This is a genomic window from Blautia sp. HCP3S3_G3 (genome assembly GCF_052063365.1).
Taxonomy (GTDB): Bacteria; Bacillota; Clostridia; order Lachnospirales; family Lachnospiraceae; genus Blautia_A.
In genome coordinates, this window is the sequence record NZ_JBQHXR010000004.1 from 102,254 (window position 1) to 117,347 (window position 15,094).

Consider the following 15,094-nt stretch of genomic DNA (forward strand, 5'->3'; position numbering starts at 1 on the left):
CTATTCCGGAAGTTCTCCGGCTGCTGCTTCAGCAGCCGGTGCTTCCTGAACTGGTTCCGGGGCCGGTTCGGACATCGGCTCCGGTTCGGCCGTGGGTTCCACGGTCGGCTCGGCAATTGGTTCCGGAGTCGGCTCGGCCGCAGGAACGGCGGTCGGTTCAGCCGTTGGTGCCGGGGTCGGCTCGGCCGTTGGTTCCGGGGTCGGCTCAGCGGTTGGTTCCGGAGTCGGCTCGGCCGTTGGTTCCGGGGTCGGCTCAGCCGTAAATACCGGAGTCGGCTCGGCCGTTGGTGCCAGAGTCGGCTCGGCTGTAGGTTCGACGTAAGCCATCAGTTCGAACAGTGCTTCTCCCCAGGACACGCTGCCGTCTTCCAGAACTGCACCTACATACAGCTTATAACGTCCGGAAACGTAATCCGCTGCATCCAGTTCGATCTTCTTTTCTTGGGTCATGTCGATCAGCTCCGGTTCGGACTGGCCGTCCTGCTGCTGGGTATATACCAGATATTCGGAAGCGGTCTTGCTCACATCCCACTTGAATTCAACCTTCTTCTGGTCTTTTGCAAGCTGGATCGTCCACAGGTCATCGGTCTTCTTCGCATCCTGTTTCGGCTCGATCCTGACCACATTTCCGATGACGCCGGGTTCCGGTACAGGCGTAGGTTCCACTGTCGGCACGGCGGCTGCCGCCCTGCTGCGCAGGCTGAAGGAGGATGCGCTCGTCACTGTCGTATTGTTCTGATCCGCAAGTTCCATGTAGACATCAAGGTCTGACAGGGTCCACTTGGTTTGGCCGCTTCCATATTTCATCGTACACACAGCATTCCCTGACTCATTATTCTCTACTTCTAAATAAACCTCAAAACGGTTGGCACCGGAGACAATATGGGATCCGTCGGCTTTGTATTCGTTGTCGCTCAGGAGTATATCTGTTCCATGACGATAGACTTGGATTCTGCTGACATGCAGCATGCCCAGATCTCCGCCATCAAGGCTCATCCATACCTCGGTTTCGGCAGTGCCATACTTGTTATCCGTTATGACCTTTGTAGCTCTGGATGTCAAGTTGCCCACCCCGTAGAGATAATTGCCGCTTCTCATAATGATATTGGCATATCTGTAGTTAGTAACCGGCAATTCGATCTCAACATCAGCCTCATGATAGTTGCTGCCCACAACGCCATTGATTGTCTCTGTATACGGTTGGAACACCGCATTGTAGACACCGGTATTTTCAACAAACTTATCTGGATCCGGCCATTCCATCCATCCGGGCACACTCTCACCGGTCTTATCATTGACGGGCAATCTCTTGATGCGAGGCTCGAAATTTCCAAACGTGTTAACCGGCTCCGCAGGCGGTTCAGGCTGGTAGACATTTTCTTCGGCGATATAGCCGCCGCAATTATTGGTATCGGGCGTTGATCGGCTAACCTGCACGGTGAAGGTTTCCCTAAGCTGGGCGTAGTTCTCCGGCTTATCCACATATGGCAGGTAGTATGCCTCCACGGAGTGTCCGTCACCGAAGTCTGCATTGTCTCCTTTAATACTTGCGCACAGCGTTATGCCTTTCATGGAAGCATCCCAAACCCACTTGCCGTTGATCTGCTCACCGTTGATACCGGTAACCACCAGCCCCGAGAGCATGTCGTTGGCAGTCTTGATTATATCATTTGACGTGCCGTTTGGATCTGTGCACAGCTGCTGACCGTAGCTCAGCGGGGAGACAGAATGTTTGGTCTTATCCAGCTTCAGCTTCGCGGGCTGAATGGTAAAAGTCCTAACCTTATCGGCTGTAGTTCCGTCACTCCACGCAGTATTTACGCTATCCTTTAGCTTCAGGACGACTGTGTAATCACCCGCGTCAATGCCGCCGCTGTTGCTCTCCACGGTGTAGTAGGCGGTGTCGGAAATGTTCGCCTTCTGCAGGGTTCCATTGTACTCTGCCGGCTCGATCACAGGGATCGCCACCTTGCCGGAGGTCACCGTGATTTTTACCGGTGCCTTGCAGGGGTTAAACAGATCCGTACGATCCGGCTGGAAGACGATATTGTACTCGAATGTGCCGACTTTATCCAGTACGGTGTCCGGGTTCTCCCATACCAGGGTTCCTGTCAGATCGCCATAGTTCTCAATGGCCCATTTGTAGGTTTCACTACATGCTTCGATATCAAACAAGCTCCAATGAGAGTAGCTTCCCTTTAACAGAGTCATGTAGTCGATATCGCCCAGCTTTGTGCCTCCTTCAACGGTGAGCGGCATTAAGGCGTTGGGGCGATTGAAACTCGTATCCGAGGGAACGATTTTGAAAGTCGCGCTGGTATTCGCGCTAGCGTTCGGGTCGACAAGATAATATTCATCCAGATCAAAAGGATACGCTTCATATTGTTTGCCTGGTTCATCATCGTAGACGTAACGTGTTGTCAGTTCAAGGGGTTTATCTTTCTCCAGCGTGATTGTAGCCGTACCGGGCATGTACGAGTCCACTTTAAACATTGCGTTAATTCCCATGTTGCTCGGCATCCTGTCGCCGGTATCGACATCGACCATATAGAAACCATCTAAATGCCTATATATTACAATATACAGGTAAAACCCGCCCAAAAATTCCTCACCGTAATACGGGACTTCATCGCCGAGATCGAACACCGGTTTCACGCCGATCTGCGCGGACACGGCGATTGCCGTCTGCGCGCTGCTGTATTTCTTGGTATCTTCAGGTGTGAACACCACCTCGTATATCAGTTCCCCGTTATCCTTACCCAGCGGTCTGATGCCGGGATCCGCCCACTGGAAGGTACCAGGTACCTCGATTCCTTTTTCGTCTTTTGCCGTACCGGTCAGTTCCACATCGGCAAGGGTGGTGCCGTAAGGAATGTATTTCTTTCCTTCCGGATAAACAGCGCTCACATCGATGGTTACCGGGTTCCGCACGGACTTCACGATGATGTTCTTGCTTGCGGCTGTTTTATTACCGTCATCGTCGATGAAGGTTATGGTTACTCTATAAGTATAGATATCACCATCTTCATTCTGAACCGCATCTCCGATCTTTTCAACTTTGCTCATAAGAGCTTCTCCATAGATGTCGACATATTTATATTCATTTTCATATTTATTATTATTTTCATCTTCATCTACTATTATAAAAGTCGGAGAAGCCAGAGCTGTCTCGACAAAGCTGTTGATATTTTCCAGCTCGTTCACGCTCATGGTAGTTGATGACGGAATGGCACCAAGCAGTTTCTGGATGATCTCCTGGACAGGAACTCTGGTCTCCCAGACATCCCGGAACTCATGATTACCGGTGGATCCCTTGGGGATCACCACTTCAAGTGCCGGCTCGTCACTGTCTCCATCGACCCAGCCGAGGAAGTTGTAGCCCACCGCGGAAGGATTGACCAGCGTAATATCATCTCTTTCAATCGTATACGTGCGTGGGTTGTCCGCCTCGCCGCGACGGAGTTTGAATTCTTTTGAGAAGAGGGAATATTCCACAATCTCCCAGGTCGCAGTCAAGGTTATATTTCCGGAAGAACCTGCCGGGATCCAGCAATCGAAACTATCGTCGAATTTGGCAGGACCCTCTACTATCCAGCCGCAGAATTCATATCCTTCGCGTGTAGGATGGGCGATATCGATCCTGTCGTCCTCGATGGTGTAGGATGCCGGGTTGCCGGGGTCGTTCGTGCCGCCGGCCAGATTGTAGGTGATCTTATAATCTATAGGCTTCCATCCCGCGTACAGCTTCATATCGCCTTCCACCAGATAGGTGGCAAAATCGATCTTATCTTCCTCCTGGCAGTCCGTCGTACGGTACCAGCCGGTGAATTCGTAGTCTTTGCGTTCGGGATCCGGGGGAACATCCTCATGTATCAGCTCACCAACATATTCGGTTGCCGGGTAGTAGTAATCCCTGCTTTCCTCCTCGTAATAGTTCTGCCAATAATCAAACTTGGCCTTCTTTAACCAGCGTGCATAGAAGGTCATGCTTTCGTAGAGACAGTACTCGCTGGATTCCTCATGCACTTCGCCGGTGTAATCAGGTGTGCGATACCAGCCGCCGAAATCATAGCCCTCAATGTACGGCCGAACCAGTTCCACCATGGGCTGGTCGACCCGCATCTCGAAGGTGAACCGTTCCATTTCCGAATCATTATCAGGGAAAATCAGGACGGGAGCGCTTTCAAGTCCATCCCCGGAACCGCCTCCGACGATTCCGTAGTATTGTGCCTTACCCTTCTGGCCGCCAAAGTCCACGGTGACAGTCACCCACCAGTCGGCGTAGAGGTCGGTGTTTTTGGTGAACGTTTCGCTGCCGGTATATGGGTTGCCTTTAAATTCGGAATTATCGTACCAGCCCTTGAAGATCAGGCCTTCCACAACAGGATTCTCCGGCATGGTAATGCTTTCATCCTCCGCGATATCGGCAATGCGGTAGATGCCCATATCGCCGTAGTTATACCGGAAGTTCACCTGATTGATCTTCACACCGCGCAGGTCGATGCTCACATCCTGTGCCGGCATGATAAAGGTGACCGTATTCTCAGTGATATCGTCCGTATTCTTAGTGATGTCGTAGTTGAGGTCCGCAGCATCAGAGGTGAGCCGCAGGTTGTTATAGTCTTCCAGCAGAATTGCGGAAAGGGTCACCTCAGCACCGGGAACGATGGCGTTCATCATGGAAGCATCAGGGTACTGGATCTCCCAGGACTTAATGCTGCCGGCATCACTGTTAACGGTGAGTTTTCTTGGAATGTGTTCCAGTCTCAGGGTGACCACGGATTCTTCCTCATCTCCGGTGAGGGTCAGTCCGCTTTCAAAGGCATCCATGCCGGATCTGTGCAGCAGGATCGCGCGCTCTGTTCCGTCAAATGCGGCGCGGTCCGCGGTCAGGGTCCAGCGGTTCGTTTCTCCCTCCACAGGAGCAAAGGTCAGAGTCGCTGCCGAGCTGTTTTCGACGGTGAACTCGGTGCCATCGGGCGCGTCAGGCGCTTCGATGATGTAGGTGATCTTTCCGGGAACGCCTCCCACGGTCACCTCCACATCCATGAAGGCACTGCTGTAACAGTTCAGGTCGTCCGGGGTAAAGGTTATCCTGTAGGTGGATGTACCTACTCCCGGCAGAGTGGATGGAGCCTCCCATGCAAAGGTACCTGCAACTGTATCTTCAGCAGACGTTGACGCGTTCAGAGCAAGGTCCGCAGGGGTAATGCTGCTCAAAAGCCTGCCGTAATCGGCGTTGTATTTCGTGCTGCCGCTCAGGATGGTTTTTGCACGGGTGATGGTGATGACATCGCTGGCATCCGTGCCTGCGATGGCGTACAGGGACTTGTCGCTGACGCCGGAGATCTCACAGGTCTCATAAGACTTCAGTTTGACAGTGGCCCTGCCGGGCGTGATCATGGACTGTTCGAGCACAGCGCCCGTGATGTTGAAGCTCGCGCCCGTGATCATCTTGCGGGTCGCGATATCACTTGCGTAGAACTTGCACTCGGTTACATCCACTGCCCGTCCCATATATTCGATGGTATCGGGCGCATCGAGGACGATTTTCACGCCGATCTGGGTATTGACGGCGATCTGCGTTTCCGCAGTGCTGTATGTGCCGGAATCCTCAGGTGTGAACACGACCTTGTAGATTTCACTTCCGTTGTCCGCGCTAAGGGGAACGATGGTGTCATCCGCCCACGCGAAGCTTCCCTTTACCTCTGTGCTGCCATAGCTTGCCGTTCCGGTCAGTGCCACACTAGCGAGGCTCGTGCCGTAAGGGATATAACTGCTGTCCGCCGGATAGCCGGCTTCCGCTTTGATGGTGACAGGGTTCTTCAGTACCCGCAGCAGGAAATCCTTGCTGTCAGAGAAGGTATTTTCTTCATCCTGATAGGTCACGGTCACGGTCGCGGTGTAGGAATAGCCCTCGCCGTCCTCTTCCGCTTCGCCGTACGGCTCAGCCTTTACGGAAAGATATTCAAGGTAGTCGGCGCAGTTCTCATCCTTCTTCACTGCGTTCCATGCGATTTCCCGGATCACATCGGTGCCCGTGAAATCATTGATGCTCATCTCGTGGGAATCCGGGATGGCCGCCAGTGCCGCTTCCACGATTTTGGCATTGGGGTCGTCGGCTCTCCATTTGGCAGTATAGCTGCGGTTTCCGGTGGAGCCCGCCGGGATCTTCACTTCCATCGTCGGTTCCGTGAGATCCGTGCCCGTCCAGCCGAGGAAGGTATAGCCTTTTGCTGCGGGGTTGCTCAGCACGATCTCCGCGCTCTCAACATTGTAGCTTTCCGGATTTGGCGCAGCCGTTTCGCCGCGGATGAGTTTGTAACTGATGGTATACGTAATGGGTTCCCATCCGGCACTCAGGGTGATGTCACCGGTGGAACCGGCAGGGATCACCACATCGGTTGTCGGCTCTGCCAGACCCGTTCCCGTCCAGCCAAGGAACTGGTAACCCTTCCGTTCGGGTCTGCCGATGGCGGTCTCTTTGCTCTCAACGGTATAGCTGTCCGGATTGGACGCATTGTTCTCACCGCCGTTCAACTCGTAGCTGATGGAATATACTTCCGGTTCCCATCCGGCGTACAGCGTCATGGTGCCTTCCACCAGGTAGGTATCCGGGTCGATCCGGTCTGCTTCCCCCAAGGCCGGTGTGCGGTACCAGCCGGTAAATTTGTAGCCGTCACGCTGCGGTACTTCACCGGGGGCATTCTGCATCTTCATGCCCACATATTCCAGGGCCTCATGGAATGGAGCCTCGTCCACGCCGTCATTCTTCCTGTAGGTCAGGGTGGCGGCCTTCTTCCAGCAGGCGTAGAAGGTCACGCCTCCGGTAAGCTCAAAGGACGAGAGGTTCATCATGCCCTCTCCCGAGAAATCGGGCGTGAGATACCAGCCGAAGAAGCGGTATTCTGTGGATTCCGGAAGGACGATCTCAAGCGCATGGTCACCCACCTTCTGCGTGGAGTAGGTAAAACGCTCATACTCGGTCTCGTCGCCCGGGAAGATCAGTTCGAAGGAGGACGAGCCGCCGGAACCTTCCTCTCCGGAAGAGGTATCATAGGCCGCCTTGCCCTTCATAACGCCGAAGTCCACGGTGACGTTCACCCGCCAGTCGGCGTAGAGCGTGATGTTTCCGCTGAGCTTTTTGGTGAAGTCGAAGGCTTCTCCCGTGCATCCGGCATTGTCATACCAGCCTGCAAAGGTAAGGCCTTCCACGGAAGGATCTTTCGGCATGGAAATGCCGCCGTCCTCCTGCGTGTCGATTGTGCGGTAGACACCCATATCGTCATAGTTGTACAGGAACTCCGCCTGGTAATCCTTCACACCGCGCAGCACAAGTTCCACATCCTGCGCCGGCATGGTGAAGCTGAACCGGCCATTCTCATAAGAAGCATTCAGTCCCGCAGGGTCAGAGGTGGAACGCAGTTCGTTATAACCGTCCTTAAGACTGACGGAAAGGACCACCTTTTCACCGGGGGCGATGGCATCCGCCTGGCCGCCGGCAGGAGTCAGCATCTCCCAGGTGCCAATGCCGTCCATTGCGGAGACGGAGAGCTTTCTTGGAACATAGTCCAGCTTCAGGATGACCTCGGACTCTGCTTCGCGTCCGGTAATGGTCAGTCCGCATCTGACGGGGTCGTTCTCTCCCATCTGGAGCATGATCGCGTGCTCTGTGCCGTCGAAGGCAGCTCGGGCTACGTCCAGTCTCCAGCGGTTCTGCTCTCCTTCCACAGGGGCAAAGGACAGCGCCTTTTCCTCACCATAATCGGCGGTGACTGTGAACAGCGCATCGGAAGGCGCGTCAGGTGCTTCAATGATGTAGGTAACTTCACCCGGATAGCCGCTGACGGTCACCTTTGCGTCGATGGCTGCGCTGCTGTAGCAGCTCAGGTCATCCGGTGTAAAGATCACTTTGTAAGTGTATTCTCCCGCTTTCTTCAGAGGGATATTGGGATTCTCCCATGCGAAGGTACCGGTAACCGTATCTCCCGCTGCTGTTGCAGCCTTAAGATCCGGAACGATGCTGCGCAGTACACTGTCGTAATCGGCGGTGTACTCCGTCACGCCGCTGATGACCGGAACTGCGCGGGTGATGGTGATGGTATCGCTGATATCCGTGTCGGCGATGTCGTACAGATCCGGATCGCTGACACCGGTGATCTCAAGTGTTTCGTATCCCTTCAGCGTGACAGTGGCCCTGCCGGGCGTGGTCACGGACTGTTCCAGCACAGCTCCCGTGATGCTGAAGGCCGCTCCGGTGATCTTCTCACCGGTATCCATGTCAACTGCATGGAAGCTGCACTCGGACAGATCCAGTGCGCGTCCCGTGTACTCGATGGTATCCGGCGCATCGAGGACGACCTTCACGCCGGTCCGTGCATTGACGGCGATCATCATTTCCGCAGTGCTGTATCTGCCGGGATCCTCGGGTGTGAACACGACCTTGTAGATCTCGCTGCCGTTATCCGCGCTAAGGGGAACGATGGTGTCATCCTCCCATGTGAAGCTTCCCTTTACGGTTTTGCCGTCAGAGGTCGCCTTTCCGGTCAGTTCCACATCCGCAAGGCGCGTGCCGTAAGGAACGGATTTTCTTCCGGACGGATAGCGGACATCCGCGCTAATGGTAACGGGATTCTTCTCGACCTTCAGCGCAACCTTCTTGCTTTTTGCACTGATATTGCCGTCGTCGTCGGTGAAGGTAACAGTTGCTTTCACGGTATAGGAAATGCTCGCGCTTCCCTCAACCGCCTCGCCAACCTGTTCGACCGTTACGGAAATCTGATCGAGGTACGGGGCAAAAGTATCATCGCCGGTCAGCGCATCCATGGCGAGTGTTTGGATAACCTCAATGCCGGAGAAATCGTTCACACTCATCGTGTGCGAATCCGGAATTGCTGCCAGTGCCTTCGCAACGATGTCATCGATTGACGTATTGGCACGCCAGTTGGCTCTGTAGCTGCGGTTACCGGTGGAGCCTTTGGGGATCACCACATCGGTGGTTGGCTCGGTGAGGTTCGTGCCGGTCCATCCCAGGAAGGTGTAACCGGTACGCGTCGGATTTTCCAGCGCAATAGCTTCACTTTTGACAGTGTATGTGTCGGGTACGGTCTGCGTCATGGTGCCCCCTGCGGCATCGCAGCTGAGCGTATAGACGCTGATCTCCCAGTTGGCAGTCAGGGTGATGTTGCCGGTGGAGCCGGCCGGGATGCGCACTGTTCCGTCATCCGTGCCGATGCCTTTCGCTGTCCATCCGAGGAACTGATAGCCCTTGCGGGTGGGTTCGCCAATGACGATATCTTTGCTCTCAATGGTGTAGTAGCCCGGGTTGGCGGGATTGTTCTCGCCGCCGTCCAGATTGTAGGTGATGATGTATTCCTGCGGCTTCCATCCCGCATACAGCGTAATGGATTTTTCCACAATATAGTCATCGAGTCTGACATAGTTATCCGCGGTGGTTTTGGACGAGCGGAACCATCCGAGGAACCTGTAGTTCTCGCGCTGCGGCTTTTCGGGCATGTGCTGTACCGACATACCCACATATTCCATGGACATGTAGTAGGGCTTTTCCTGTTCGCCATAATTCAGCTCGTAGGTCAGGAAGGCGTAGGCCTTCCAGCAGGCGTAAAAGGTCACACCTCCGGTGAGCACGTAAGTCGCCGGATTCACGGGTTCCCCCGAGAATTCCGGATTTGTGTACCAGCCGAAGAACTCGTAGCCCATATAGCTTGGCAGCTTGTAATCCAGCGCGGTATCGCCCACCTTATGCGTGGAATAGGTGTAGCGGGCGTATTCGCTCTGATCGCCGGGGAAGATCAAACCGTAGCCGTTGGCTTCCGCCTTCCCTTTCGGTCCGCCCAGATCCACGGTGACATTCACCCGCCAGTCGGCATACAGAGTAATGTTGCCGGTGATCGGCTTCGCAAAGTCAAAAGGTTCGCCCCTGCATTCGGCGTTGTCGTACCAGCCCGCGAAGGTCAGTCCGCTGACGGATGGATCGGATGGCCGTCCGACGGCGGAGCCTTCCTCCACATCCGCGCTCCGGTATACACCGAGCCCGTCATAGTTGTACATGAAGTTCACCTGATAGTTGCGCGATCCGTATAAGGTCACACTGACATCGTGGGCCGGCATGGTGAAGGTGACCGTGCTGCCGTCAGAGCGATACTGCAGTCCTGCGGGCTCAGAGGTGAGGCGCAGATTCTGATAGCCGTTCATCAGCCCGGCAGAGAGGACGACCTTTTCGCCGGCGAGGATGCTGTTCATCTGCGAAGGATCGTGGGAACGGATCTCCCAGGACACGATGCCTTTCCCGCCGGTGACGGAGAGTTTCTTTTTCAGGCTTTCCAGCTTCAGTACGACGACGGATTCCTTCTCGCGTCCGGTGACCGTCAGTCCGGAATCGATGGTCTCTCCTCCGTTCACACGCATCTGGATCGGTCTCTTGCTGCCGTTAAAAGCAACACGCGGAACGGTCAGGCTCCAGCGGTTCGACGTATCCTTCATGCGCGCGAAGGTCCTGTTTTCCCCTGTGTCTCTGCCGCGAACCGTGAACAGGGTATCCTCAGGCGCATCTTCCGCTTCGATGATGTAGGTAATATCACCGGTATATCCCTGATAGCGGTTGACGAACAGACAGAAGGTCACGCTGTATTCATTGGTCGTCTCATACACGTTATAGCGCACAGTTCCGCTGTTGGGCGTCAAATAGCACAGGTTGCTGAATTGCGGAATGCTGTACTGAACGGTGCGGTTTACCTGGTTGAGGGTCGGGTTGAACCAGGAGAGCATCGATTCATCGATTTCGGGATATTGCTTCTTTACAGTGGCGATCACTTCGTCGAGATCGATCTCACCGGTTGCGCTGATATCTGTGGGACAGCCCAGAATGTGGGTGTCCTCGAAGGTGGTCTCAAACACGGTGGTATTGTCCCACTGTGCTGCCTCGATCCCCCAGCTGTGGGCGCACCAGTCGTACAGCGCGATGTTCACGTCGACCGTGGTGACGGCCATCTTGAATTCGCGATGGAAGGGGAATACCTGCCGATGGTTCTTGATCAATTCGGACTTGTTTTTATTCTTATAAGTCAGCACCACATCGCACTGATAATCCTCTACCTTGTAGTTGGCCGCCGCATACTCGTCTGCGTAGATCGAGCCGCACCTGTGGCCGTCTGTGCCATCGCCAACAACGATGACGTTGACGCGCGGATCATCAGCCGCGACAGGTTCGCCGTTGATGACCACGTTCTCCAGCGACAGCTTTGCGGTGACATTGCCCTCCTGCAGATTTTCAAACAGCAGCTGGCTTTTGGTGCATTTGCCCGTGCGCAGGTCGTAGGAATCCAGGGTAAGATAGAGCAGGTTGTAGCTGGTTTTGTAGTTGGCGTTCTTCATGGTCTTCGCCCACATTTCCTCCAGCGGCGCCTTCTCCACCACGCTCATGGTCATGTAGTGATCCAGGGTGTACAACGACCATCGCTCCGACCAGAGCGTGCCGCCGAACTCAAAGGCAAAGAGGAACAGGTCGACCCTCGTTTTACAACCGAGCTCCAGGTCTATGCCCACATCCAGATGCAGCGCGTCCGCATAATTGCCTCCGCCCGCCGACACTGCAGCTTTATGCATGAACATGCCTGCCAGTTCGACATAGACAAAGACCGCGCCGAAGAAGTGTGGCTGAATGACCTGGGCGAGCTTGCCGTAAAAGGTGAGCTGGACACCCAGCCGCACACCCATCGCGCCGATCAGGAAGACCTCGCTGGTGACGTCGCTGGCCAGTTTCTGCTTGTAGGTACCGCCCTTGGACGTCTTGAAGTTGTAGTTAAAGCCGACCTTCTGGCCGTACTCCGCCGTGATCTTAACGCCGAAATTGGCTGTCACAGACGCCTGGCCGATGAGTTCGATCTTACCTCCAAGTGTCACGAGACCATAGGCAGCGTTCTTCTTGATATCCAGCAAAGGCACAACGAACAGATCAAAATATTCGTGTTCGGTTGAAGTCAGGCAGATCATGCAAGTCACCAGATCATGGGCCGCCTTTTCGTAATCGTAGCCGTCCACTGCCGTTCCGTCTGCCTGGATGATCTCCTCCAGCGTGGTCTTGGCCTTATCGATGACATTCGTACCTTCGCCGGTGACCACCTCGAGTTCCAGGTTCATGTCGGTCTTGGTCTTGAATACAACGGACATATCCATCCACAGGAACCCGCCGTCCGCATTGACATCCAGCGTCAGCTGCTGCTCAAAGTGCATCTTCGGGGAGATCGTGGCAAGCGTACCCTCCACATCTAAAACGTCATACGTAGTGGTGTACAGCACCATGGTATAGGTCACATCAACGCTGACGGTCAAGGTGTTGCCTTCGGGCGTGATATGGGGATCCACATCGATGCTGGTGGGATCGACAATCGTTCCGGCCAGTGAGTAGGTGCCGGGACCGTACTTGTCGTCCAGGATCTTCTGCGTTTCATCGCTGGTCATGACGGCCATCATCATCTGCGCCTTCAGTTCTTCATTGGAAGATATCTGGCTGACGATGGTCTTTTCGGCCTGGGCGATCTGTTCCTCGGTCAGCTGCTCCTCCAGGTCCACTCCCTCGGTGGTATGGATCTCCAGCTCGGAGATGTAGTCCTCCGGATCGGCATAGCGGAAGGTGACCTCGCTGGTCCCGTCTTCCAGGGGCTCCACGGTCATGATCTCCGCATACAGCACATAGCCTGCCAGATCGCCGCTCTCCCATTCGGTGACGGAGACTTCGTCCCGGTTGATCTCGCCGTCGTAGAATACAACGACCTGTTCCGGCCGGAGATCCGCATCGCCGGTCAGGATCAGCCTGCCGGGAATGACCTCTCCTTTCGCTTCGTTTTCTTCCAGCATATTGAACACAGTGCTTTCCCCGGTATAGTCGCTCATATCCTCATTATCAAAATCTTCCATATCGTCCGTATCGTTCGTCCTGCTCACGGGAGTGTAATCGGTCACATCGTCCCACAGGACGTAGGTCAGCCCTTCGGCAAACTCAACGACTTCGATCTGCTCACGGTAGATGCTCACCGTCAGTGTATCGATGTATTCCGGCTGTCCTTCAAACATCACACCGTTCTGTGCGGTCAGGGTAAAGGTGGAGCCGGGGACGAAGCCCTCTTCGCAGTAGATCTCCGCGCCTCCTTCGGTCTCGCGAACGGAGATCTCCGGAGCTTCCGGGCCGGTGCCGGCTTCGAGGGTGATGTTATCCAGAACCTCGTCTGCGGTCATGCCCTCGGGCAGTACAAGGCCGATGGCCGCCTCGCCGTCGGGAAGCTCGACCTCGGCAACGGTGCCCGGCTTTTCGCTAGCGATCTGCTCCTCGGAGGAATACAGGGCATAGAGGGTCATGCTCTCTTCAATGGGATCCATGTAGCCAAAGCCCGTGGTGCATTCCTCGTCCACGCACCATCCTCCGAAGGTATAGCCCTCTTTGGCGGTGTACAGGCTCTGTACCGGCTTGGTCAGCAGATACTCGCCTTTGGCAAATACCAGTGGTTCCAGCTCACTTCCGCCGAAGGTCTCAAAGGTGACCACCGCCGCGTCGGCTTCATCGACGAAGCGGGCGTACAGGGTCATATCTCTGTCCACGGTTTCCAGACGGGAAGCCGGAGTGGTAAAGTCAGCGTCTTCATACCATGCGGTGAAGATTTTTCCCTCCAGCTCGGTGTTCGCCTCAGCGTAATTCACCATGCCTCCGGGAGCGACTTCCTGGGTTTTGACGGGTGTACCCTCGGTGACGAAGGACACCAGCCATTTGTTCAGTACGAAATCCACCTGCTCGCCCGGCTGCAGTTCCACGACCTCGTCATCGGGGCCGGTCACTTCAAAGGCTTCCTCTGTTTCGTTGACCACGGAACCGGTAGCCCGGACAGTCAGGGCATTTACAGCCTCCTGCACACGGACCACGCCCAGAGCGCCGCTGCCCTCGATAATCACTTCGTCCGCACTCTTGACGATGATCTCGGGAAGCTGCGTGCCGGAATTCATATGAAGATAGATCAGGTCCGGCTCTTCTTCGTCCGGATCGGTTTCTTTATCTGAATCAGTTTCTTCATTATTTGAGTCTGTTTCTTCTGAATCTGCTTTTTCATTTGAATCTGCTTCTTCTGAATCTGCTTCTTCTGAATCTGCTTCTTCTGAATCTGCTTCTTTATCTGAATCTGCTTCTTCTGAATCTGCTTCTTCTGAATCTGCTTCTTCTGAATCTGCTTCTTCTGAATTCGCTTCTTTATCTGAATCTGCTTCTTCTGAATTCGCTTCTTTATCTGAATCTGCTTCTTCTGAATTCGCTTCTTTATCTGAATCTGCTTCTTCATTTGAATCTGCTTCTTCATTTGAATCTGCTTCTTCTGAATCTGCTTCTTCTGAATCTGCTTCTTTATCTGAATCTGCTTCTTCTTCCGAATCACTTTCTTCTTCGTCTACCGCAGTATCACTGATATGTACGCGTTCGATCTCGCATTCGCTCAGTTCGACACTGCTTACAGCATTCAGGGAAAGTGCATCTGATTTGACTGCGGTCATGGACAGCTGCTGCGCTTCCGCGACTGCAACCCGTTCCGGAAGCAGTGTGCTGATGGAAAGATCATCTCCCATAAGGACAAGGTTGCCCGGATCCATCTCCCCCTGCAGAGTATCGATCGCTGTCTGCGAATCAAGCACTGTCGGGAACGCTGTTTCCAGCAGGCTCAGATACTCCTCTTCCGTGATGACGGCTTCAGGATCGATCTTCTCGGGTTCTTCGGGCAGATATCCTTCCTCTGCGAGGATCGCAAGATAAATGCTGTCATCCTCAAGGCTCAGATCCTTGATCCGCTCCGAATGCACGGTCAGATCGATGTTGGCCGCGTCTTCGACAATATAGCTCAGCATGCCGGCGATCTGTCTGCCGGCCTGTGCCCATGTGATTTCCTTTTTTGTGTCTTCTTTCTCTAAGGAAAACACATCGCCGGCAGACTTCTGCAAGCTGCCGCCGGCCTCTGCAAAGACCGTAAAGGTGCTGGTTGTGGTCATGGCGATCACAAGGAGCACCGAAATCAATCGTTTCATATAATCTTTCATCTTTCTC

Annotated in this window: 1 protein-coding gene; it reads right to left on the reverse strand. The window is 54.4% G+C overall.

Translation table 11 applies throughout. The features are described 5' to 3' along the window. Entirely contained in the window at window positions 1-15,087 is a 15,087-nt protein-coding gene (locus ACTNEW_RS06630; RefSeq protein ID WP_441059272.1) for an InlB B-repeat-containing protein, read from the reverse strand. Window positions 15,088-15,094 lie beyond the last annotated feature (7 nt).

Coding starts and splice junctions, on each gene's coding strand:
- ACTNEW_RS06630 (WP_441059272.1), bottom strand. CDS start 15,087: ATGAAAGATTATATGAAACGATTGATTTCGGTGCTCCTTGTGATCGCC.